This window comes from Bacteroides sp. AN502(2024), from assembly GCF_041227145.1.
Classification (GTDB): domain Bacteria; phylum Bacteroidota; class Bacteroidia; order Bacteroidales; family Bacteroidaceae; genus Bacteroides.
This window is the reverse complement of sequence record NZ_JBGFSP010000003.1, coordinates 3,172,212-3,195,084: the sequence shown is the minus strand read 5'-3', so window position 1 is coordinate 3,195,084 and position 22,873 is coordinate 3,172,212. Positions and strand designations below refer to the sequence as shown.

The following is a 22,873-nucleotide window of genomic DNA, read 5'->3' as shown; positions in this document are numbered from 1 at the left end:
ATAACAACCTATCACCGCTCTGTATATACGATAAATAGGGAGTTTCAGGGAGACGGTGATAGGATGAAAGAGGATTTTCATTTTTTTGTATGAGAGAGCTTTTCAAAAAACTCATTCTATTTACTGCCAAAGCCACTTAGAGTGGAACAAACCAATGCGTATACATATATAATTTTGTCCCGAAAAGCAATATGAATAATTTCACTACTCCATACGAACACAGATCCTTTACCTGATATTCGGAGCATTCATGGAAAGAAACGAAACTTTTCATAATCTATTAATACCATATTTGTTTGGCATCACGATAGAGGAAAATTCGTTCATCTTTTCCTCTACTTCGATTCTTTAATAACAACAAAGCATTTTGCGGGACATGGTGAAAGGTCAGTTCAAAATCATCCGCTATTTGTTTCTCTATTGAATGCCAACCATCTATATCCCAATAAAACAACTCGTATGTATCACCAACACATATATTATTACCGTCATTTCGAATCATATAGCCGATTTTTTCTACTTGTTTAGGTTCGCCCAAATCCAATCCTACCCAACCATTCCTTACCGTTTCAGACGCAAAATAGGATAATGGATTCAAATCGAAAGCAGCCTTCCGAAGATAATTCGGATTACTGCTCCGTTCTTCAGAACCAATTATTTTACCTGTCAGTTTTTTGTTTCCTACGGTATAAAATATAAGTTCAGCTATGTTACAGCGAAAAGGTTGGGGACTAAAATAACGCCAATATCGGTACCGGGTAGTATCAGAAATAAGTATATTTCCAGAAACACTATATTCGTCAAACGTATACAATGTTTTCGCATCACTGAAATCTTCTTTGTTAGCCGCCTGAAACACACCTCCTTTTAAACGCTGTGCCGCAATAAAAGCTTTGCGAATTAAAGGATATTTTCTTTTAACGAGGATACTTTGTGTACTTTCTTTATCTGGTATAAGAAACTCTAATCTCCCTCTTTCATTTAACAATGCCGGATAATTGAAGGGCTTAATTTTACCATCTATATAGTATGCCGGCATATATACCGCTCCTTTTTCAACCTTTTCAAAAGTCACTTTTTCCCGATTACTTATCCGGCTAAAGCCGATAGGTGTCCAATCTACGCCATTAAAAACAGTCAGATAGGCGTATTTTTCCTTTAACTCCTTTTTCTCTGATAAAACGGGAAATACAGGAGACTCTGTCGCCGCATATTCATCAGTTACATCTTTCATAAACAAGTTTTGAAATACCGGTGGAATATCCGAAGAATATTGGTTCATTAAAATTAAATCAGGATTGGCGGAGTAAGTTCTTCTGTATACTTTTCCCTTACATTCTCCAGGGCGTACACTTGCCAAGAAAGGCTCATGTCCTCCTTCACATGGAATTCTTCGATTATGATCTATCAGCACACTTAACCATGAATGAGCATTGTTATTTGTCGCCCATTGTATAATAAAATCATAGGAGACAGGGAAACCTTTACTTCTTAAAATAGCCAACGCAGTTGTAGTCCTTGTCTCGCATGAATTAGAAGGTATATTACACCAAAATGGCACTTTGTATAAATAATGTCCGTTCATATTTTTTCTCACATGTATAATTACCGTATCATGCAATTTCATATTAATGGCTTCGGCAGCCCAATAAGAGGTTTTGTTCCAAAGATCGTTGTACTCGAAGTCTTGCAATGTATCATTGGCTATGGGACGCAAGACGGTTCGCCAATTATCAAACGCTTGCGTCTCCGTACATTTATAAGGTAATAGATACTCACAAAACTCATTAAAAGTAATTCCTTTAGCCCAGTTTCCTCGTTGCCAATCTTCAAATGCCCTGTTTATGTTCTGTATCAGATAATCTGCCGTAATAATGGAACAATCCTCTACCCTTTCAAAACATTCTGCCGGATATTGGCGTATCAGTTTGTTTAGCCCGTCAACCTTCTTATTCGTTGAGATTTTGGAAAAAATATTTTTCTCTGATGCTTTACAATAATTTTCATAGTTTCTGCCAATAAAAGAATAATGTCCGGGCATATTCATAATCAAGAATCGAGCAGCTTTTAATTTCAAACTGTCAGCCTCATTCCGACTGTAATATCGGAGTACATTTTCCAGTTCCCCACGATTAGATTGCGCCAAATCAAGAGTTTTTTCCAATTTTCTATTATCCGCACTCTGACAAGACAATAATACTCCCAATACTAAAAATAAAATTAATTTCTTCATTACTTTGTTACCATGTTTTTAATAAAAAAATCTCTAAGTACTTTTCTTACTTCAGTTTTGATCTTTATGGATATTGTGCTTTCCTGTTTGACTGGCTGATGTAGTATTTGTTCTCCAATAGCGACCATTTGATTCATATTTTTTTCCTCCTTATATATTAGAAACAGTTCATATCTGGGAACAATTAACGAAGGGTTAATATGGTATGCGAAAATAAAACACTCCTTGGCTCGACTAAAAAGTTTCCGACCTTTATACCTCCTTCCCAGCTCACACAACCCGTAAGATGAAGGATATAATTCGACATATTCTTTTAATAAATAAAATTCTTCGTAAGCAGATAATTTACTCGCTATGGAATTATAATAATGATTCAATAAAGTAAGATCATATTTTATATCATTATATAGTTCCTGTGAAATACGTTCATGTTTATTATAGGCTTTTTCAAGTTTGGAATAAGTAAGCATTCCACTTATTCCTACATATATTCCTGATATGATTACTCCTAAAATAATAATTTTTGCCCACATTCCCAGGTGGCTTCTCAATGTCCTACTCTTTATCGGAAGTAGCGCTATTAGAAAGGGTAGCAGAATCATTAAACGATAGTGCGCCATAGGATATGAAAAAAAGGCAAAAATTCCCCAAGTTAGAAGAAAAGCCCTTTGTCGTCGGACATCTTTGGAAGAGGAATGAAAGAACAAAAGAATTACAATCAAAATTAGAAAAGCGACTCCTATTAGTCCTTGTGTGACAAGTACCGACAAATATTCGTTGAAAGGATATAATGGATTGCCAGCATAGTCTATATTGTCAGAGTCCGGATTTTGCGTAAAAAAAGCAGCCTGATAGTTGGGGAATTTCTCCCTGAACATTCCTGTTCCATGTCCGGTTATTAGTTTATCTTTACTCATATCCAAACAGATCCCCCAGATGAACAAACGTCCATCTGCCGATGCTTTCTTATATTGATAAACAGATATTGCTGCGATTATGGCAATACCTGTTATTATACATTGGGCCATAAGACTCTTTTTAAGGAATGCTTTACTTCGTTGAATGACAATGCCCTCCGTATGCCATAAAAGATAGCATATTCCTATAACGGCAGCTATCCATCCGGCTCGTGAATGAGTCAGTACAAGAGCGTTTATCTGTAAAACAGCACTTATGAATAAGTATATTTTTTTGAAACAAATGCGTGTTGTTATAAGAAGATAAACGGAAATGCAGAGTGAACAAGCAAGAAATCCTCCGGCAAGACCGGGATTGAAAAAAGAACCGGTACAATTAAACAACAGATGCTCGCTTTCCACCAACCCGTAATTTTGCAAAATTACCAATACGGCTTCCAACGTTCCAATGATTGCGATGGATATACTTCCCTTTCTCTGCTGTTTATCCGTCATCATTCGGATTGATATATAAATGAGGCAGACAGATAGAAACTTAAGTAGAAAAAGATCGGTAACAGGTAATGGACGTATGAAGAAGCTGTTGAAAAGTATATATCCGGCATAACAAGTAATGATGATGTCCACCATTGAGATTTCGGGAAACCTTTTGTTTCTTATGGCTAATCCAAATGAGACAATTGCCAAACAAGCGGATACAACAGTTTCTATGGAGATTAGTATATAGTCTGACAAAATTGTTTTATATATAAAACTGATAGGTAATAACAGTATCCCCCATAAGCATATCTGCAAAGAATAAAGCATGAAATTCATTCTTGTAGCAAGCATTTTAAAGTTCATATCTTTTCACTGACATATAAGGAGATTTATGTAAGTAACCAAAATGTAAATTTAAACACGAACGATATAGGAAGGAGGACAATATATAATTCCACTTCAAATACTTGTGTACCTCCTCCCCCTATTCATCCATTTACTTATTATTTTTATTTCAATTCTCTTATTTGAAATCCATCCCTATTACTCACATTTATTTAACCTTGATAAAGTCCAAACGAGCAGGAAAGGCTGATTTTCCTCCCAAAACTGAACTATAAGAATGAGCCCACTTAGCTACCTTCGGGTCCACGACTCGATCAATAGTAAACGTGCCATCACCATAACATTTTCTCTCTTTATCGATATATAATACACTACCTAAACATAAGGGGTCAGTATCACCGATAAATCCTTTCAAAATAGACTCTGGAGTATTTGACTTCACTTCACGAATTAAAGTTCCATTTTTATACCATCTCACTAATGTTGCAAAAACTATTTCTGATTCATAATTTGTATCTTCAAAATCTAAATAGTTTTTTAGTATTCCCTTCTTAAAAGTGATTTCATATTTCATACTATCCTTCATTGCAACCCATGTACCAGTAAAAGGTGTTAAATCGTAAGCAGCTTTCTGATAAACAGTTTTTTGTGCTATAGCACAGAATGAAAATAAAAAACTAAATAATAGAATAAATAAACTTGTTTTCATAAGACTAATTTTTAATATGGGTTATATATCTTGATTGTACCATTTTCTGTATAATACAAGGTGCTATCACCATGTAACCTATACACTAAAGTTAATCCAGATTTGGTTGTATTCAACAATCTTGTCAGGGAATCAATTGCTTTCGAAGTGTCTGCATTACTTACAATTCCATGTAATTTATAAGTAGTGATCAATGCTCCTCTTCCTTGTTCATCCGAGTACTTTTTATAAAATTCTTTATATAACTGTTCATTTGTTACTTCTAAAAAAATGTACCAGCACTAGTATACAATCCTGATGAAAATTTACCAACGCTACTTATCGCTGAATTTTCATATAGAAATCCTGTAAACAATAAATCATCAGGAGAAAAAATAGCTAATGTAGAGTTACTTATATCATAATGGGAATGTATATACCCATCCGTTAATTCTAACGTATTAGGATCGACCCCTAAATTTGCTTCTCCTTCACGACCTACATATATTTTCGTTGCAATATACTCACCGGAGTATTGTCATATCTATAAAACACAGCACACTCTCGATTTGGAGAATCCTTCAAAAGATTCTGTAATACTTGCTGAAATTGACTAAACGTTTGAGAAAGCAACTTATTATACACCTTTATGCAAAATTTGGGTCTTGAAGAAGAGCTTCCTCCTGATGATCCACCACCAGGCGAACCGCCACCTCCTCCCCAGCCACCAGGGGAATAATCATCTCCGACCTCTTCCTCCTCTTCTTCTTCATCTTCTGGACAAATATGGTCATAAGGAACATCTAGACCACAAAAGCCACAATAATAAGTCTCATCATCGTCATCTCCACCGTCCCCTGTAACTTCTACTTCTTCAAGCATTCCTCCATCTATTGTGTTCCTTGTGAGACTCGTTCCTATATTATGAATATCTTGAAAGATTTCTTTTTTGATTTTCAGGGACAATGCTTTATCTTTGAATGTAGCGGGTGAATATGACCATAAACACTTTCCAGACTTCACTCTGTCAGCCACTATCATTTTACTGCTCACTATGTTGTTGTACACTACATACCCTGACAAATTGCCATATAGACTTTTATCATGGATAACCTTTTCAGAGAAAGTACTTTTGTTAGCACGATAATAATTCAGGGAAGGCATTATCGTCACATAAGCTGCATCATAATTACCCGTCTTATCTCTACGTACGCACAGTGTTTGCGAAATCGGAATTCTGTAGATCTTCTTCTCTCCCTGTTTGCCTATTTTAACTCGGCGTACGTAGTTGTTACCGGCAATTATCGGTACATATACATACTCATAACGTGCATCCTGCTTAATGTGCGCTTTATGCCAGCAAGGAGTAACTTCCCCGGGTGACATATTTTTGTTTTGCACTATTTTACTTTTTTCAGCAGCTTCAGAGATAGTTTGCTCATAATAATTACACGCCTCTGATACGAATAATTGAGCTTCACTGTCAGATAAGATATCTGGTGAGTCATCCGCTTGACAAGAAACCAAAAGAACAGTAAGCCCCAGCAAGCTTCGAATTAGTGTTGAATGTCTCATAAGAAAATAGTTATAAGTTAATAATAAAAATTACTTGTCCAGCTGCTAATAACAAAAAGCATATAAGCAAAAAATCATACACAATGATGATTTGTACAAAGGACGACATTTATAAATTAAGATACAAATTTCGACCGTATACAAATGCGTATACATATATAGTAACGCAAATCACCAGAATAACAATAAGACCAAGGATTTTACTCATTTTTTATAGTTGATGATGAACTACTCGTCGGAATAGTCTCGATAAAACGAGGGGCATTGTTACGTATACTGTCCAACAAAGGTTTGGTCTTTTCTCTATATTCGTCCCTTTTAATAGTATAGTCTCGCCAAGCCAAAAGAATATCCCGATCCGCTTTGGGCATTCGGTCGAGAATCTGTAGATACTTGGGGAGATCAGGATCCTTTGACGCTCTTCGTCCGTTCAACAAAAAAGATAAGTGGAATCGTACGACATCCGGGTATTGGGCATATTTTTCTAAGAAGAGCAATTGATTTTCCATATAAATCCAATATTGTCCTAAATAAATTGGGAGAACAAATAAAAAGGAAGTAGAACTAAGGTAAAATGACTACCTTAGTAGCGAGCCACCAACTCATCTACTTCCTATGGCAAATATAACACTTTTCGCACAGGTAATATCACATCTCCCGAAAGAAAATATCAGGAAAATCATAAAATCTTCGGGGTCAGACAAGCATTGTAAGGGCTACAATACATGGAGTCAGTTTGTTAGCATGATTTTCAGCCAATTCTCAGGATGTGATTCAGTCAGAGATATCTCAAACGGGCTGAAATCAGCCACCGGCAACCTCAATCATTTGGGAATCAACCGTGCACCATCCAAGTCAACGGTAGCATATCAGAACGCCAACCGAGACAGTTCGGTTTTTCGCGGCATATTCTACTCGTTGTTTCAGTATTTCGGACAGCAAGCCCTATGGCAACGAAGAAAGTTCCGTTTCAAGATGCCGATAAAACTGCTCGACTCCACATTGGTGTCATTGACTCTGTCAATATATGACTGGGCACATTACACTACCACCAAGGGGGCGGTCAAGATGCACACGCTATTGGACTATGACAGTCTTTTGCCGGAGTTCGTGAATATCACCGATGGCAAAACCACCGACAACAAAGCTGCTTTTGATATTGAGTTACATCCGTATAGTATTGTAGTAGCCGACCGAGGCTACTGTGACTACTCATTGCTGAATAATTGGGACAGCAGCAACGTGTTCTTTGTAGTGCGTCATAAAGACAATATCCGGTACAAAGCCATAGAGGAGTTGCCTTTGCCTGAAAAACACGCTCAGAATGTACTTATTGACGAAATAATCGAGTTCGAACTCTCGGCGGCCAAATCCAAATATCCCAAACGTTTACGTCGCATCGCAGTATGGAACGATGAACACGGTTTTGAAATTGAGTTACTCACAAACAACTTCACATTGGCAGCATCAAGCATAGCGGCTCTGTACAAGGCTCGGTGGAACATAGAAATCTTCTTTCGCAACCTCAAGCAACTGCTACGCATCAAGAGCTTTATCGGCACATCCCGCAATGCCGTAGAGACCCAAATATGGACTGCTATGACTACAATGCTGATTCTGACATGGCTAAAGCACATCGCAAGATACAAATGGGCATTGGCTAACCTTGTGGTCACCCTCCGGCTGAACACATTTACCAAAATCGACCTCCAAAAATGGCTTGATCAACCATTTACACCACCTCCCGAAACCATCGAAAACGATTAGGGGGGATTGATTTTGAACTCTCGAGGCTATACTTAACAGTATAGTCAGTTAGCTCATGCTCAAAATTTATTTAGGACAATATTGATTCAAAGCTGATAAAAGCCAAGCGGAAGGAGCTCGACAACCTGATGAGACGCAGGATGCCGGTCACCGCCGGACGCATGGCGAAAGACCACTTCCAGGACAACTTCCGAAAGGAAGGTTTCGTAAACGGAGGGCTACACCCGTGGCCGAAAGCGAAAAGGCTGTCCTCGGGGCGGACCGATGCGGCCGGGCAGTACGGGACATTACTCTCAGGAAGAAACCACCTCTTCAGCTCCGTCAAGTATGTGCCGGCGGACTACAGGGTGAGAGTGGCCAACGACCTCATATACGCGCCCGTCCAGAACTGGGGAGGAGAAGTGAACCCGACCGTCACGCCCCAAATGCGGCGCTTTGCATGGGCGAAGTATTACCAGGCTTCAGGCAAGGCTAAAAAAGCCGCCACGGGCAAAAGAAAGGGCAGAAAAGGGGGTTCCGCCGCAAGCAATAAACCGCAGGAGAATCCGGAGGCGCTGCGATGGAAAAGGCTGGCACTGACCAAAAAGAAAAAGCTCCGCATACGCATACCCCAGCGACAGTTCCTCGGGGAAAGCCGGGAGCTGTCCGAAAAGATAGACCAGAAAATGGAGAACGAAATCAGAAACATTTTAAATTTATAACAACATGGAAGAGATATTCATCGCAATCATGGAACGCATCGCCGAAAAGATGCCGGAGCTGTCATACATTGACGAAGATTACGGACAGCTCGAAGCGGGGGCCGAAGAGGACCACTACCCGGTAACCTTCCCTTGCGTACTGATCGGAAACACTGAATCCGACTGGAACGACATCGGGTACGGGGTACAGAAAAGCGAGTCGTTCATCACCACACGCCTGGCCATTGACTGTTACGACGACACGCACTACACTTCAGGCACCTACGATAAAGTAAAGGAACGCCAGCAGAAGGCGAAGAAACTGTATAGGATACTCCAGGGATTCCTGTGCTCGGAAGAGGCCAGCCCGCTGGTCAGAGCGAAGAGCCGGGACTATTCCCTCCCCGGAAACATCAAGGTGTATGAAACCGTGTATTCCTTCACGCTGCACGACGAATCCGCCATGCAGGAAGGGGCGGCAAGGTTCATTCGCCCGTGAAAAGCGAGAGCTGGACGGCTGTCAGACGGGGCTTTTTCACTTTCGGGACAGGTTTTACCTCCAGCTCCTTCAGTTCCCGGCATTTGCGCCGGATAATGGACATGATACGCTCCTCGGAAATGAAAAACTCCTGCCGGGACAACACTTTCAAAGCGTCATCAAAGCGCAGGCGCTGCACCTCCGTCCAGTAATAGTAACGGCGGCACAGGGCTTCATCACGGAGTTCTATAAGCGTCTTGTCTCGTCCTTTGGCCATAAAGTAAAGTTAAGTATATGCTGCAAAATTAGCCATTTAACCGGGGATGTTGATAAAAAAACGCCGCATCGTGCATGGATGCGGCGTTTTTCCGTTTAGAGTGTGAACAAAATCACATGGTCATCAGTTCGGTGTCATCCTCACCCGGAACAAAAGGCTCGATACGGGTGATAACCTTGCTCTGCACCTTCACACGTCCGCTGCCCTTGCAGACAGGACAACGGGAGGAGGAAGGGGCACCGCCCTGGTCCGTGTAGAAAACACGGCCCTTGCCCTCACAGTTCTTGCAGGCCATCACATGAGGCGCGATATTCTTCGTCTTTTCCATACTACAAACGGCAGAATGAAGGCTCGATACGGTGCCAGACACCGTTCTCGTCACGTTTATGGAAATAATAATTCACCGCGGTCTTGTACACCACGTTGCTCTCACGGAAAAGATCCATGATTTCAGTGTACTCGCTGTCGAAACGATCCTCCAGCTCGTACAGCTTGCTCACCGACTTGTAGTCCAGGTCGCCCTGGCGGTTACGCTCGATCATCGTCATGCCGAGCTGGTACATCGGATCATCGGTACCCAACTCGCGCCCCATGGCGTAACGCTTCAGGTAGTCCACCAGGCGCTCGGCGGCAAGATCGGCACGCTCGTCGAAACTCTTCACCTTGTTGCTTCTCACCTCCAGCTTCATGTCACCGTCCACGATGGTGAAACTCGCCTGCTCGTCCTTGCGCAGCTGGCCGTATTCACGCATCACCGCACGGAAGGCGGCGGCTTCTTTCTCCACCCAGTCGCGGAACGCTTTCACATCATCCACGACCGGGAGCAGCTTGTTCTTCACTTCAAGCATGAACTGCGCACGAAGGCCCTCATAGGCGTCGCGCCGGTTACGCTTGTTTTCCTTCTCTTCCTGCTGGAGCTGTTTCAAAAGCTCCTTCCTGTCCTGGGCGGACAGGCTTTTTAATTGTTCTTTCAGGTCCATAACTAAAAATTAAATGGTTGTTATTGTTGTTTATTCTCACGTTTACGGCGGATGGCACGCAGCTTCACCTGCAATGTGTCCAGCGCCTCACAGTCAAGTTCACGGAACTCCTTGCCGGCGATACGGCTGTCCAGGCAGAAAGTATTCACCTTGTCCCAGTCTGCCGTATCAATGCCCAACAACTACATCTGGTGCAATACCGCGGAGCGCTTCTGGCGGAGGATCTTCCGGAGCTGTTCCTGGTAAGTGGGCGGTACCAGCTTCTGCATGGCGGCCACGGCGGCACTGTATTCCTTCAGCGTCATGTCACGCAGGCTCGTGGTACGTCCCTCCGTATACTGGGAAACGATGCTTTCCTTCAGTGTGTCACGATCCGATGTCGGAAGGCGGTTCAAAAGGCTGTAAAACGCCGAGTAATTCTCGGGCTTGTTTAACCGTTTACGGGTGTTGATGTCTATCTGCATGGTGATATCGTTCTTTATATTTTTTGTTACGAATTAGTATAAACACCTTCCTCGCAATTCTCAATACGCGATTGGCATTCACTTATTACCTCTTTTAAAATATGCGAACACTCCTCATTTGAATTGTCTTGCAGCAATTCATCAATATACTGCATAATAATATTTGTTTCCATTATTGATCTAATTATACGTTAATTAATACATATCCTAATGAAGCTATCATAGATATTATTACTATCAAAAGAATGCCTCTCAAATATTTCTGAATACTTGTACGTCCTACCGTCATCATGCCTAAAAAACAGACAATCATTCCGGCAACAAGGTGTAAAAGAGTTATTTTAATTACTATTGCTTCACTCATAATTATGTTGTACTACATGTCATTCAACTCTCATCCTTCCGGTGTACTGGTTTCCCCTAAACTTCATCCCTTTGGTGAAGCCGCCCGGATATCCCAGTTCCTTGCTTCTTGCGTTTGCCAACAACAGATGTTCCCGGCTAAGGGAGGCTACAAAACCTTTGTCCTTTTTCAGTCCCATCTCCCGGGCCTTCCGGGTGACGCTGCGTTCGGAAACGCCGAGCATTTCAGCCAGTTCCCGGTTGAGGGTATTGTGATAGTGGCGACGCATAATGGAAAGCATATTGCCGTTCCAGAAGATACGCGTCGAGTAGCCGTTATGCTCCACGATTCGCCCCTGGGTTCGGTGCATGAAAGTACCATCGGGAACCTTCCGGGTCTTACGGTACCGCTCCCGTTTGTATTCCAGCACACATTCATGACACCAGGAATTTCGGCCCCCGTTCTTCAGCGGATAAAATTCACGCATCCACAACTTGCGGCCGCAATGCGGACAGACGCGTTTACGTTTCTGTTTGTTGTTATTCTCACTCATGGCTATTTATGCTACATTCATTAGTTCATATTCAAATCCCCCAAGACGGGATAACATTGATATCCGCCTTTTTCACCTGGGCCTGCATCAGCGCCATGGACAGCAACATGCAGACACGTTTGTCAGCCTTGACGGTTCCAGATATGGAACCCATAACATGGTCACCCTTGCCGGTTACGATTGAACCCGCAACCTGCTCAAGCCCGTCCGGATGCTCCTCACTGGCCGCAACACTCATAAAAGCGCTAAGGCCGTTCTCCTTACAAAAGTTCTCCACATACCGGCAGAGTTCCATTACTGCCTCTTTCTGTTTTTCTGTAATCATTTTAGTAAAATTTTAATGGTTGATAACTGTATGTTGAAATCACGAAATCCCTTTTCGAGCACTCCTCGAACATCGTATCCTCCCAGTCCGACTCTTCCTCCTGCACAAGGTCATCCTCACCGGGCTCCACCTCTCCACGGTAGATCAGGTACCGCGCCTCCAGAAAGAAGAGGACCACGCGGCGCAGGAACTCACGGGCGGAGGTGATGCCGTGCCGCTCCATGAACGAGGAGATGCGATCCGGGCCGATGGTGTTCGTGCGGATGCTCACCAGGCGCTGCCGGCGGAAATCCTTCAGCGTGCTGCCCCTGACCCCGAGCACGCTTTCAGCGATGCGCCCGAGGCTCTCCGGGATATGGTACTCACCATCGTCCGTACCCACCAGAAGCTCGGCGGCGGCCGTCAGCATCCCCTCCACACTCATGCGCTGCGACAAGGCCGTTTCCTTCAAGAACACGTACTGGTAGTTGCTCACGTAGGTGTGTATGAGGTAGCCTTCCGGACGGCGGAACACCTCGCCAGCGGCGAGCTCCATCGAGAGGTTATCAAGCGTCACGGCGGCGCTGGAACAGAACGCGCACACCAGGCAGACGGCAAGACGCTGGCGGTTGCCCTAGCCGCCAGAGACGATGGCACGCTGCAGGCTGCCGGTAACGGCAGAATCCATCTCGAAGAACAGCACCGCCTTCTCCTGGCGGCGGAAAAAGAATCCCATGTCCGGGATGCGCTCCATGTTGGAAAGGATCCTGCGGGTCGCCGGAGAGACCTTCCGGCCCTCCGCCACCAGGATGTAGGACTTCACCAGGTGGTTCATCACCACCGTCAGGTCCGTGAAATGGTGGTCGGCGACTTTCTCCCGGAACAGCTCGTGAAGCAGCACGGGCAGCTTCACAACGTAGTTGTAATACTCCTTTCTCATGGCTCACTTGCTTGTAGGTTTCCAGTCCACCGTTATTATAGCGTCCAGCTCGCCGCTGCCCTGGCATACCGGGCAGGGAACATGCACGTCCTCGCGGCTGCCCTCCTCCGTTCCCCAGAACCAGCCGTTGCCCTGGCAGTAACCGCACTTGTGACCGGTACTGACGAAGTTCTCACGGTTAGGTCCCTTGCACATATAGACGGGAGGGCAGATTTCAAGTTGTTTCTCGATCTTGCTCATAATCACATTGATTTACAAATGAAATTCATTACTTTTGCACTGACCGTTACCGGTCGCTTAAAACTACGTTTCGTCCCCGCCGGTCTGTGAAGGTCGGCTGGGGATTCTTATTTACTGCCATTTTCCAAAGCCCCCAGTTCCCAAATCACATATTTGCTGGTGGAACCACGGTACCGCCCTTTGCTGTACGCCACATAACCCTCCACCCATATCTTCAGATCGGCATCGTACATCACGCTCGTGGCAGCGTCACCTTTAGGATTCTTGCCGCGCGCATGGCTGATGATGATGAACAGTTTGTCAGGAAACTCTTCTTTTAGCTGGATATAGTCACCGTAGGTCATCCGCGTGTACTGGAAACTGTCAATCACGACGATGTTGTAACTCTTATGACGGCGCAGGCGTTCCTTCAGCGCCGGGATGTCTTCCTTGATGAAGGCCAGATGGCGGCTCACACCAGCCATGCCGAAGCGTTTCAGGTTGTTCTGGACCGTCAGACGCGTACCCTCTTCCAAAGAATCGATCGCGATACGATCATACTTGCACAGTTCCTTGCACAACTGCATCACAAAAGAAGTCTTCCCGTTACCGCTGTTACCCCAGATAAACCATACACCCGTACGTTCCGGGGTGTCGAAGGCCTCCTTCCACTTTCCTTCGAAGGGAAATACCTCATACTTCTTGCTGAGGATATCCTTTACACTCAATGCACGCTTCATGGTCAGAAAAGTTTAAGTTGCCGGATATCGTCAATCTTGTCAAGAACGGCCTGCCGTGCGGCGCCCTGTAGTTTCTTATGGCAGAGCATCCAGCAGAGCGCCCACAGAAGGGCGTTCTCACGGGTGGCGAACTGTCCCCATTTGCGCCCCGGGCCGAAACCGGCACCGGAACTGTTCACCTGCATGTGGACGCCGGCAGTCCACCAGCCGTCCTGCCGCCCTACAAGGACGTCCAGATAGTCGCGTCCGTTCCGGTAAATGGCCACAGTCTCGTATTCCGTCAGGACGGGATAGCTGAACCAGGGAGAGGGAAGCCGGTCGCGGCCATCGATTCTCAAGTATTCAAATTTGTTTTCCATATCCTTAAAATTGCGTTTGAACGGTATTTGAACGGGTTACAAATCACTCATGCGTTTTACCTTGTGGATGGAATCCTTCACGCGGCGAAGGTCATAATCGCAGGTGGCAGCCTCCTTCATCACGACATCGATATCCTGCCGGGAAGTCAGCCCGTTCGCCGTGCAGATAATATAGACATCATTCTGGTCAGTCGGCTCCAACGTGAAGAACTTACGTCCGATACGGCTGAAAAATTCCTTATAACCGGGCTTCTGGTACTTCAGCCCGTTACTGATACGCTTGACGATATAGTCGGTACTCAGGAAAACGACACCGCATTTCTCCTCCAGCTTGTTGTACAGGCTGATGAAGTAGTGGAACACCGGCTCTGTCAGCTTGTCGGCTTCGTCAAACACCAGCAGGGGCGCGTCCATCTGGATGATGTCGTCAAGGATAAGCCCCCACACCTCGCGGATATTGCAGCCTTCGGTACGGATTCCTACCGTGCGGGCAATCTCGCGGACAAAATCGCCCTTCTTCATGTCTTCGGAGCAAAGGATGTAAAAAACCTCCTTGTGGTCCTGAAGGTACACCCGGGCGGTGGTGCTCTTGCCGCAGCCGGCCTCGCCGGTCACCCAGCGGACGCTACGCCAGCGCTGCGCGTCGGAAAGCACTTCGGTAATCTCCTGGTACGCGCCCGTCTCAACGATCTGCCAGCCGGGTGTGCCCATACCTCCCACCTGGGAGGCCACGTTGCGGAACATCTCATCGCTGATGTTCTCGAAACGGCCGTTCAGGATATTGCTCACGGTACCCACGCTGACACCTTTCAGGCTGCCCGCGGCCTTCGTCTGGCTCGGGTATTTGGCCACGTAAGCGCGAAGGCGCTCACTGATGGCGTTTTTCTCTTTCATTGTAATTTCCATAACCAATCGTATTTTTATAATCAATTTTCTTTAAAATTTTCCGACTATTTTCCGTTTGTCCACTTCACGACGACCGAGCTGGTCCCAGCTTATATTGCTGATTACTTTGGTGGAACGCCCCAGGGCAATCTCTTCCGGAGGCTGGCCGTACTTCTTTGTACGACGGTCTATCTGACGTTGCACCTCGGCCGTAATACCTTTCAGTTTCGGAGTGTTCAGACCGTGCTGTTCGGGAGCCACCCCGTGCTCGTACTCTATTTCCTTGGCAACCACCTGACGTTCCACGCGGTCCTGCACGTTGTCCTCCTGTTCCCAGCGGATGAAGGCGGCCTCGCCTTCTCCCTGGTCCTGGATGGCACGGTGGATAACCATGTAGGGCTCGGCGACACGCTCGAAACGGAACTCCCCGCCCTTGTCCTTCCAGTACAGCCGGACCTGCCGAAATCATACGGGTCATACTTGACATAGAACTGCTTGTAGGTATTCCGGCGGCGCCATTCATGATCCGGAACGCCCGGGGAGGAATAAACCTCATAGGTGCGGGACTTACCGCCGATCGTGACCTCGATACCGGAAGAAGTGAACGTGCTCGGGCGGGAGGTCATCACCCAGAAAATATCCACCATGTCACGTGCCGTCACCGTTTCCGTCTCCTCGTTCACACTGGTGTTGTACATCCCGATCCGGGAAATACCGGTGGCCGGATGCTTCATCTCGTTCCATTCCCGGCGTGCCTCGACATATTTCGCCTTCAGCTCGGCAAGGGTGTAAAGTTTGTCCTTATTGGCCTCGATGAACTCAAGGTTCGGGCGGCTGGATGCTTTCTTGGTGGTGATGTTCTGACCGGTAAACCGCCAGTCCTTATGCAGGACCTGGCTCTGGAAACGGCCGAAAGCCGATTCGATAGTTTTCGACTGGCCGCTGTAGGGAGCGGTCGGGCGGTGGATATGGCTGATCTTTGCCAGCAGACCATCCGAGACACGTTCCAGTTTCTTGTGACCGCCCTGGTTGTCATGGACCAGCTCGTAAGGCTTGTGCCCGCTTGTCTGGAGAGCCATGCGGTAGGCGTGATATTGCGCCTCGTAATTCTCGTTCTCGCTGATATGGAAGCCCAGCAGTACCTCGCTGTAGGCATCCATGACCTCGTACACACCGATGGTGCGGACATTACCATGCTCGTCCTTGTAGTAGAGGTTCAATTTCGTACCGTCACCGTACCACAGGCTGTCACGGCGGCTGGGAAGTTCGGTCTTGTGCTTGCGGCCGTAACGCTGGTGCGCCTTCATCTCTCCGTGGACCGCATCATACCATAAAGGCTCGATACGGGGGCTGTTAAGCCATTCGCGAAGGCTGCGGGGACTCTTCAGGGGCTTCCAGCCACGTTCCGGGGCGACACGGTTGTACTCCTCGAATATCTGCATGTCGGTATAGACAGGGACGCGGCTCCGTTTCAGCGCGACAAGGTAACGCCCGGCTTCCTCCTCGATCTTCAGCGTGTTGCTGTTGCCATACTTGCCGCTGACCAGTACCGCGTAGTTCTGCGGCCTGTACTGGTTCACAAGGCTCTTCAGGCGGCCCTCGCTGCCCGGAAGGGTATGCGCATACTCCTCGCGCCATTCCTCAACCCTGGCAAGCAACGTTTCCCATACATTACGGCTACCCCCCAGCATGTTACGTTTCGGACGAAGCGTGTCCAGCTCGCTGATCAGTGCGTTAAGCACCGAGGCGTTCCATACATACTCGGCCTGGATACGCTCGGGAAGGAGAACCTGCTCACCGTTCTTGTCGTAGCGGTACTCCTCAAAGAAAAGCTCCGCGTTCTCGTCTTTCTTCACTTTGCTCATAATCATTTCTCGTATCAGTTTCTGTTCAGGATCGCCGTATTTGGCAACAAAACGTTTCTGGTATTTATCGGGAAGGGAGGAATAGATGTATAGCGCGTATCCACCTTCGCCACCACCACGATGGGCACTTTGGATATTACCACGGTGTACATTCTGGCGTAAAGTATCGGATCGTATGACAGGATCATCACCAGAAGTCAGCTCCTCATGGGTTACACACAATGTTTTCTTATAGTATTCCATCTCCCAGTCCGATTATCACTCCTCCAAATCATTCAAAGGGACATGCCTCTTCATCAGCCTCGCTGAAGCCCCGAAGTTCAGCACGACGGCAAGCTCCAGCAGCGGGTGGTCAAAGACCACGGAAAGCAGGATCCCGAAACTCAGACAGAAATAAAGCACACAAAGGCGCTGTTTCCGGTTCAGACGGGTGAACCAGCGCAGCTGGTCACCGAACAATGTCATCAGGTCACTTTTCATCACCGTCCTTTTTTTGAGGGTTACCACCTACCTTGGTACCACCGCGCTCGATAGCGAGCTTGCGGATGGAACGGGCCAACTTGCTGTTCTTGCGGAATGCAAGGGAGTGGGAGACCATTTCCCGGGAACAACCCAGCAAACCGGCTATCTTACCCACTTCGCTGTATTCTACAACTATTCGTTCTTTCATAATTCGCTGATATGTTAAATTATTGTAGAGAGCGGTCGCGAACTCGAACCGCGGACCATGGCCTCTCCCTTACGGGAGTCTGGCGTGTTCTACCAACTGAACTAACCGCCCGGAAAATCTATCGAAGCTCCTCTATTGTCGGGGTTACCCGGTAGTCAAAACAGGAACGGCAATAAGCCAAGCCGCACTCGTTCTCGCAGACCACGATACCGGTCAACGCGTCAATCTGATAGGCGAAAATATTTTCTTCATCATTCAACTCTTTAAGGGTGGCAGCAAACAGGTCCATTTCTGCCCAATCAACGGTTACTTTCAATGCTTTCATTTTCTTCTTTTTATATTTCTCATTGTCACCTCAAGCCTTTTTTGTAGCTTTGAGGCGGCGTTCACACTTTGAACACGCTGCAAATATAGTATGAGATTTTCATACTACAAAATAAAATTGCGTAATTTTTCATACTTTATCAAGATTATGGATGAGAATTTCAGATTTATACAAGTTCTTGACGAATTAAAAGAGAAGGGCATAATAACAGATTATGTTCAGGCTGCGAATGATTTAGGAACAAATAAAGCAGGTATCAGTGATATAAAAAGCGGAAGAAAGAAATTATCAATAGAACTTCTTCGGCGTCTGAAATTATCATACCCAACGACTAATATAGAATGGATTATAATGGGAGAGGGGGATGCATTTGTCGCCTCTAAAACTAATAACTCCAGTAATCCAAGTTCTGAAACTTCATTTTTTATAGAGAAAATAGCCCAACAAGCAGAGGAAATAGGAATACTTAAACAAACAATCGTGCAACTCAAACAGGAAAGTGCGGGGCGTGTTTCAGGTGCGGAGAGTTCAACACTTGCAGGTGTCGGATAAAACGAGTTTTATGGGGCAAAGGGGGGTAAAAAGTAGTAAAACACTGATTCTTAAAACTATAATATAAAATATAGGGGAGTAAATAATTATTTATGAAATATTATTTACCCCCTGCAATAGTTTATAAACGAAAGAAAACAAGGTACGAAAAAGGAGTATTCATATAAAAAAGCCTTCAAAAAGACTGTTTTTTTGTCACTCCAAATGTCACCCCAAACAAAACGTTTCGTTTTTGTATATTGTTTTTTGTCACCCCAAATGTCACTCCAAATGTCACCCCTTTCCTTTTTTCCGACCATTCAAACCGTTCAAATAAGTAGTAGCTTCTTTCAGATGTACTATTTGAGAAGGTTACCACCCAAAGGACATAAAAAAAGCCGCAAAAAGCGGCTTTATAGACGTTCTAAGGCCGTTTTAGCCCTTTCTGGTAGTCTTTATCAAGTGCGACTGGATAATCATCGCACGTTTCGTGTATTTCACGGATCCATCGGTCAAACCAGCATGTAACAGACTGCTCTTGGTGATACCGACTTCACTCTCCGTCAAAGTATCAAATATGGCGGAAATGCTACCGAAATAGAGGTTCTTTTTCTCATAAATCAGGTGTACATGGATAACTTTAGTCATAGTATATTGCATTTATTTTGCTGCAAATATACCAAATATCATCTATATGGAATAATTTTAATGAAAGAAATAGGAGAGAGTAGTACGTACTCCCCTACTCCACTTGCATAAACCGATCTTCTTGCCTACCTTTGTATATGAGAGCTGATCAGAAACAGATCACAGGAGTAAACCGACAGTGCGATGGCCTATTTCTCCCCTACCCTACGTTCAATGTAAAGCATTTCATTTGAACGGCGTTCAAACAGAGCTCAAATGTAAGCCCAATGTAAAGCGATGTAAACGCTTCGTTTTTGTAGGCCACTCTCCCCTACTCCACCATAACGCTTTGAAAACCAAAGCAATCACCCATTTTTAGGCCGACCACATATTGACACGCTTCGTTTTTCCCCCTTACATACTTCTTTTTGTACCAACCATATAGGTATTATAATCTTCATTAATAGGAGTACCTGATACAACGCCCTCATCTGCCCAATCAGTAATACGGATATGGATATTACCAGGCTCCACTATAAAATACATGCCGAAATCCAACATATTTCTTCCTGTCCTTGCACTAAAAAGATACGCTAAGAATGGCTTTTGTAAAAGTACACCTTCATAATGGAATTTCCCGTCAACCACCAATATACTATCAATAAATAAATGTTTAATTCGTTCTTTTTCTTGACTAAGAGCTGAACTATTAATCAAACGCAAATAACTATTATCTAATGAATGGTCGGGTAATTCACCCCGAATGGTATATTTCTCCTGTCCGTAAAATAGCTGAGCTATAGATACGAAAATAAAAATGAATAGATATTTTCTCATAATAATAAATTAAGTGTTACAAAGACTCCGTTTCTTCTCCTCGCATATTCAATTTTCCTAAGAAATTAGCACTCTTCCCCTGCTGTAAGGTGATATAAATGCTCGCACTTCCATTAGGATATACCTTAATATAAAAGTTGCAATTACCTATTGTTGTATTTGCTAAAAATTTGATGTGAACATTTTTCTTTTTATCTATATCCATAGTATATTTTTTCAAAGGAGCTTGAAAGAAAAGCTCAGCTCCTCTCCTACCGTATGGTATATCAGCTTGTTCAAGATAAAGAAGATTAGAAAAGATTGAATCATTTCTAATTTCTATCGAATTATCAAACTCATCCAATAATATGGGATCTCTACGCGGATGTATATAAGTATCCACACTAATCCTATAGTCTCTTGATATAATGATCTTTTTGACAACTTCCGCCTTTTGTTCTTTTTTGTTTTGGGCAGAAAGAATAGGAATTCCTACCAGCATTGTCAAAAATAGAACAAATATTTGTTTTTTTACTTTCATATCAAATTATAGCTTAAACATGAATATATCACAATTAAAAACTTAATGAAATACTGTAATAGGACACCTACCATTACTACTCTCGCAATTGTTTATTCCAATTTGCAAATAATCATCAACCATCTGGATACATTCTTCAAGTTCCCTTCTATACTGTTCTTCTAATATTGCAACTTGAGTCCAAGATAAAAAAGGTATATTCGCTACTTTTATATCATATTCATTAAGACAATCCTCTGTTCTCCACGTAGCAATTTCAGAAAAAGCTTCAATACAATTCTGAATCGCCTCCTCATCTTTTTCAGTACGAGTGATAACAACTTGATGCATTTTACGCTTTTGTCTAGCTCTCATTAGCTCCAATCTGGTGAAATCCGTCCCTTCGTAAACTTCCCTAACCAAATTGGAAATCCAATCCAAGCTGGTATAATAATCGTATCCTAGCAATTTATTCCATTGAATCTTCGCTTCAGCACGAGTTTCCATATTAAGCAAATCTTTTCTAAGTTGCTGATACTGCACCATTTCTTCTTTTGAAAATTTAGATACGGCATTTTGCTTTCTTCGCAAAATCTTTCTGATTTCTTTTTCTAAATTCTGATGTGCTTCCGAAGTAATAAAAAGATCAGCAGCAGTCACATTTTCTGCCTGTTGAGAGTAATCGTCAGCATCATTTGTCTGACAACTAAGCACAGAAATACTGATTAGTAAGACTAATCCAACCATAATCGACCAGAAATTCCATTTTTTCATAAGAACTACTTTTAGAGATTAATAATATTAAATATCTTTTTCAAGGTGATACCATAATATTAGCACAAATAAAAGTTTACCACTCCTGTAGCAACAAAGGACGGCATTTATAAATTAAGATACAAATTTCGACCGTATACAAATGCGTATACAATGGTCGTGTATACGCATTTGTATACGGTATTTGCAAAAAAAATCATTCCAAACGCAACGATTTGATAAAATCGGTGATATCGGTCTTTTAACAACTTTATCGTAAATGCACTTTCTGCTATCGCGGTGTATTGCTTCTTCGAGAAGAAGCCAGCCATTGACATTGAGTCCATCGAGGACAGGCGACTTAATTTACTTTGAGTCATTTCGAATTCACGTTATTTAAAAATTTTCTAAGGCAAAACAAGGCTACTTTATCATTTTTAAAAAGCTGCGGGCGTTTTGCAGACGTGCAAAATCGTTTTTAATGCGAATTCGACATATTGAATAAATATATCCCTGAATTAAAGAACTGTTTTAGTTAAAAAAGAGAAACAGGACCGCATGTTTCGAAAAATAGACTATCTTTGTTCCAATCGGATACACATTGTCTCGGATAAACTAAAAAAAACAGAATGGGAAACTTTATCAATCCGTTTACGGATGTAGGATTTAAAAAGATATTCGGGCAGGAGATTACGAAAGACTTGTTGATCGATTTCTTAAACGGATTGCTTGTGAACGAGAAGTGTATCACCGACATAACCTTTCTGGACAAGGAATTACTTCCGGAATACATGGGAGACAGAGGGGTTATCTATGACATTTATTGTACGACGGAAAACGGTGAACAACTGGTTGTCGAGATGCAGAACAAGCAGCAGACGAACTTCAAGGAGCGTGCCCTTTTTTACCTGTCCCACACCATTGCCCGTCAGGGAGAGCGGGGGATTTTCTGGAAGTTTGACTTGAAAGCGGTGTACGGCGTGTTTTTCTTGAACTTCAGTCTGCCAAACGGTTCCCACAAACTGCGTACGGATGTGGTATTGACCGACCGGGACACGCATGAGACATTCTCAGACAAGTTGCGCTTTATCTTTATCGAACTCCCGTCTTTCAACAAGGAGGAGTCGGAATGTGATACGGATTTTGAACGTTGGATTTATGTATTGAAGAACATGGAAACATTGAAAAGAATGCCTTTCAAGGCACGGAAATCAGTCTTCGAGAAGTTGGAAAAGATTGTCGATATCGCTTCCCTGAGTAAAGAAGAACGCATGAAATACGATGAGAGCATCAAAGTGTTTCGTGACCAACTGGTTACGATTTCATTTGCGGAAGAGGAAGGCATAAAGAAAGGCATAGAGATAGGCATAAAGAAAGGTCGGAAAGAAGGTAAGAAAGAAGGCATGAAGGAAAAGAGTCTGGAAATAGCTCGTAATTTTAAGGAATTGGGGGTCCCCATTACTATCATCTCGCAGGCTTCCGGACTTTCCATAGAAGAGATTGAAAGAATCTGATAGCATTCGATTACCTTCACCTTCC

General features: G+C 43.9%; 26 protein-coding genes, 1 tRNA gene and 4 pseudogenes. 6 read left to right on the top strand and 25 right to left on the bottom strand.

What is annotated here, in order from left to right:
• Nucleotides 1–280 precede the first annotated feature (280 nt).
• From AB9N12_RS12445 to AB9N12_RS12430, 4 genes are all read right to left on the bottom strand, one after another.
• A complete protein-coding gene (locus AB9N12_RS12445) occupies nucleotides 281–2,233 on the bottom strand; it encodes a discoidin domain-containing protein (protein WP_369892345.1) in 1,953 nt (650 codons plus the stop codon).
• Nucleotides 2,233–3,648 (bottom strand): O-antigen ligase family protein, encoded by a 1,416-nt coding sequence (locus AB9N12_RS12440; RefSeq protein WP_369892344.1) that lies wholly within the window; start codon nucleotides 3,646–3,648, stop codon nucleotides 2,233–2,235. Before AB9N12_RS12440 ends, AB9N12_RS12445 begins: the two co-directional genes overlap by 1 nt.
• Before the next feature lie 535 nt (nucleotides 3,649–4,183).
• Nucleotides 4,184–4,684, bottom strand: coding sequence for a DUF6705 family protein (locus AB9N12_RS12435; RefSeq protein WP_369892343.1), 501 nt, complete (start codon nucleotides 4,682–4,684; stop codon nucleotides 4,184–4,186).
• A gap of 477 nt (nucleotides 4,685–5,161) precedes the next feature.
• Complete coding sequence (locus AB9N12_RS12430; protein ID WP_369892342.1) at nucleotides 5,162–6,238, bottom strand: hypothetical protein; 1,077 nt, start codon at nucleotides 6,236–6,238, stop codon at nucleotides 5,162–5,164.
• A 615-nt stretch (nucleotides 6,239–6,853) separates the two neighbouring features.
• Here AB9N12_RS12430 and AB9N12_RS12425 point away from each other — a divergent pair.
• From AB9N12_RS12425 to AB9N12_RS12415, 3 genes are all read left to right on the top strand, one after another.
• Nucleotides 6,854–8,005, top strand: a complete 1,152-nt coding sequence (locus AB9N12_RS12425) for an IS4 family transposase (RefSeq protein ID WP_369888970.1) — start codon at nucleotides 6,854–6,856, stop codon at nucleotides 8,003–8,005.
• 128 nt (nucleotides 8,006–8,133) lie between these two features.
• Complete coding sequence (locus AB9N12_RS12420) at nucleotides 8,134–8,706, top strand: hypothetical protein (protein ID WP_369892341.1); 573 nt, start codon at nucleotides 8,134–8,136, stop codon at nucleotides 8,704–8,706.
• A gap of 4 nt (nucleotides 8,707–8,710) precedes the next feature.
• The gene (locus tag AB9N12_RS12415; protein WP_369892340.1) at nucleotides 8,711–9,184 is read left to right on the top strand and encodes a hypothetical protein; all 474 of its coding nucleotides are present in this window, start codon (nucleotides 8,711–8,713) and stop codon (nucleotides 9,182–9,184) included.
• Here AB9N12_RS12415 and AB9N12_RS12410 read toward each other — a convergent pair.
• The 17 genes and pseudogenes from AB9N12_RS12410 to AB9N12_RS12330 all read right to left on the bottom strand — a co-directional run bounded on the left by AB9N12_RS12410 (nucleotide 9,171) and on the right by AB9N12_RS12330 (nucleotide 18,087).
• On the bottom strand, nucleotides 9,171–9,440 hold the full coding sequence (locus AB9N12_RS12410) for a transposase (protein ID WP_151851318.1): 270 nt from the start codon (nucleotides 9,438–9,440) through the stop codon (nucleotides 9,171–9,173). The genes AB9N12_RS12415 and AB9N12_RS12410 overlap by 14 nt on opposite strands.
• A gap of 112 nt (nucleotides 9,441–9,552) precedes the next feature.
• Nucleotides 9,553–9,810 (bottom strand): molecular chaperone DnaJ, encoded by a 258-nt coding sequence (locus AB9N12_RS12405; RefSeq protein WP_230297235.1) that lies wholly within the window; start codon nucleotides 9,808–9,810, stop codon nucleotides 9,553–9,555.
• Nucleotides 9,770–10,420, bottom strand: a complete 651-nt coding sequence (locus tag AB9N12_RS12400; RefSeq protein WP_008667116.1) for a DUF3164 family protein — start codon at nucleotides 10,418–10,420, stop codon at nucleotides 9,770–9,772. The genes AB9N12_RS12405 and AB9N12_RS12400 overlap by 41 nt, the downstream gene beginning before the upstream one ends.
• A 20-nt stretch (nucleotides 10,421–10,440) precedes the next feature.
• Nucleotides 10,441–10,884, bottom strand: a pseudogene (locus AB9N12_RS12395) (hypothetical protein).
• Nucleotides 10,885–11,267: 383 nt separating this feature from the next.
• Nucleotides 11,268–11,780: a hypothetical protein gene (locus AB9N12_RS12390; protein ID WP_369892339.1), complete on the bottom strand. Its 513-nt coding sequence runs from the start codon at nucleotides 11,778–11,780 to the stop codon at nucleotides 11,268–11,270.
• Nucleotides 11,781–11,811: 31 nt separating this feature from the next.
• Complete coding sequence (locus AB9N12_RS12385; RefSeq protein ID WP_369892338.1) at nucleotides 11,812–12,105, bottom strand: hypothetical protein; 294 nt, start codon at nucleotides 12,103–12,105, stop codon at nucleotides 11,812–11,814.
• A 1-nt stretch (nucleotide 12,106) separates the two neighbouring features.
• On the bottom strand, nucleotides 12,107–12,640 hold the full coding sequence (locus tag AB9N12_RS12380) for a hypothetical protein (RefSeq protein ID WP_369892337.1): 534 nt from the start codon (nucleotides 12,638–12,640) through the stop codon (nucleotides 12,107–12,109).
• 78 nt (nucleotides 12,641–12,718) lie between these two features.
• Nucleotides 12,719–13,024 carry a hypothetical protein gene (locus tag AB9N12_RS12375; RefSeq protein WP_369892336.1) on the bottom strand — a complete coding sequence of 102 codons (306 nt, stop codon included), beginning with the start codon at nucleotides 13,022–13,024 and terminating at the stop codon, nucleotides 12,719–12,721.
• Nucleotides 13,025–13,027: 3 nt separating this feature from the next.
• On the bottom strand, nucleotides 13,028–13,264 hold the full coding sequence (locus AB9N12_RS12370; protein ID WP_369892334.1) for a hypothetical protein: 237 nt from the start codon (nucleotides 13,262–13,264) through the stop codon (nucleotides 13,028–13,030).
• Nucleotides 13,265–13,371: 107 nt separating this feature from the next.
• Nucleotides 13,372–13,983, bottom strand: a complete 612-nt coding sequence (locus AB9N12_RS12365; protein WP_151851326.1) for a hypothetical protein — start codon at nucleotides 13,981–13,983, stop codon at nucleotides 13,372–13,374.
• A gap of 2 nt (nucleotides 13,984–13,985) precedes the next feature.
• Nucleotides 13,986–14,342: a hypothetical protein gene (locus AB9N12_RS12360; RefSeq protein ID WP_369892333.1), complete on the bottom strand. Its 357-nt coding sequence runs from the start codon at nucleotides 14,340–14,342 to the stop codon at nucleotides 13,986–13,988.
• Nucleotides 14,343–14,378: 36 nt separating this feature from the next.
• Nucleotides 14,379–15,248: an AAA family ATPase gene (locus tag AB9N12_RS12355; protein ID WP_151851328.1), complete on the bottom strand. Its 870-nt coding sequence runs from the start codon at nucleotides 15,246–15,248 to the stop codon at nucleotides 14,379–14,381.
• A gap of 30 nt (nucleotides 15,249–15,278) precedes the next feature.
• Nucleotides 15,279–17,335 (bottom strand): annotated as a pseudogene (locus AB9N12_RS12350) (kinase).
• A 15-nt stretch (nucleotides 17,336–17,350) separates the two neighbouring features.
• Nucleotides 17,351–17,572 (bottom strand): hypothetical protein, encoded by a 222-nt coding sequence (locus AB9N12_RS12345; RefSeq protein ID WP_224203199.1) that lies wholly within the window; start codon nucleotides 17,570–17,572, stop codon nucleotides 17,351–17,353.
• Nucleotides 17,562–17,762, bottom strand: coding sequence for a hypothetical protein (locus tag AB9N12_RS12340; RefSeq protein ID WP_007764546.1), 201 nt, complete (start codon nucleotides 17,760–17,762; stop codon nucleotides 17,562–17,564). The genes AB9N12_RS12345 and AB9N12_RS12340 overlap by 11 nt, the downstream gene beginning before the upstream one ends.
• Before the next feature lie 28 nt (nucleotides 17,763–17,790).
• Nucleotides 17,791–17,873, bottom strand: a tRNA-OTHER gene (locus AB9N12_RS12335).
• Between the two features lie 7 nt (nucleotides 17,874–17,880).
• Nucleotides 17,881–18,087 carry a hypothetical protein gene (locus AB9N12_RS12330; RefSeq protein WP_234122794.1) on the bottom strand — a complete coding sequence of 69 codons (207 nt, stop codon included), beginning with the start codon at nucleotides 18,085–18,087 and terminating at the stop codon, nucleotides 17,881–17,883.
• A 147-nt stretch (nucleotides 18,088–18,234) separates the two neighbouring features.
• Between AB9N12_RS12330 and AB9N12_RS12325 the strand changes: the two genes are divergently transcribed.
• Nucleotides 18,235–18,639, top strand: coding sequence for a transcriptional regulator (locus AB9N12_RS12325; protein ID WP_151851332.1), 405 nt, complete (start codon nucleotides 18,235–18,237; stop codon nucleotides 18,637–18,639).
• Nucleotides 18,640–19,053: 414 nt separating this feature from the next.
• On the opposite strand, the gene AB9N12_RS12320 is transcribed toward AB9N12_RS12325, so the two are convergent.
• The 4 genes and pseudogenes from AB9N12_RS12320 to AB9N12_RS12305 form a co-directional block, all read right to left on the bottom strand.
• Nucleotides 19,054–19,266: a hypothetical protein gene (locus tag AB9N12_RS12320; protein WP_151851333.1), complete on the bottom strand. Its 213-nt coding sequence runs from the start codon at nucleotides 19,264–19,266 to the stop codon at nucleotides 19,054–19,056.
• Between the two features lie 396 nt (nucleotides 19,267–19,662).
• A pseudogene (locus AB9N12_RS12315) lies at nucleotides 19,663–20,082 on the bottom strand (DUF4369 domain-containing protein); the annotation flags it as partial.
• 16 nt (nucleotides 20,083–20,098) lie between these two features.
• On the bottom strand, nucleotides 20,099–20,602 hold the full coding sequence (locus AB9N12_RS12310) for a DUF4251 domain-containing protein (protein ID WP_369892332.1): 504 nt from the start codon (nucleotides 20,600–20,602) through the stop codon (nucleotides 20,099–20,101).
• 42 nt (nucleotides 20,603–20,644) lie between these two features.
• Nucleotides 20,645–21,355: a hypothetical protein gene (locus AB9N12_RS12305; RefSeq protein ID WP_369892331.1), complete on the bottom strand. Its 711-nt coding sequence runs from the start codon at nucleotides 21,353–21,355 to the stop codon at nucleotides 20,645–20,647.
• Between the two features lie 231 nt (nucleotides 21,356–21,586).
• Here AB9N12_RS12305 and AB9N12_RS12300 point away from each other — a divergent pair.
• Nucleotides 21,587–21,709 (top strand): annotated as a pseudogene (locus tag AB9N12_RS12300) (IS982 family transposase); the annotation flags it as partial.
• Nucleotides 21,710–21,963: 254 nt separating this feature from the next.
• Nucleotides 21,964–22,848 carry an Rpn family recombination-promoting nuclease/putative transposase gene (locus AB9N12_RS12295; protein ID WP_369892330.1) on the top strand — a complete coding sequence of 295 codons (885 nt, stop codon included), beginning with the start codon at nucleotides 21,964–21,966 and terminating at the stop codon, nucleotides 22,846–22,848.
• The last annotated feature ends 25 nt before the right edge of the window (nucleotides 22,849–22,873 follow it).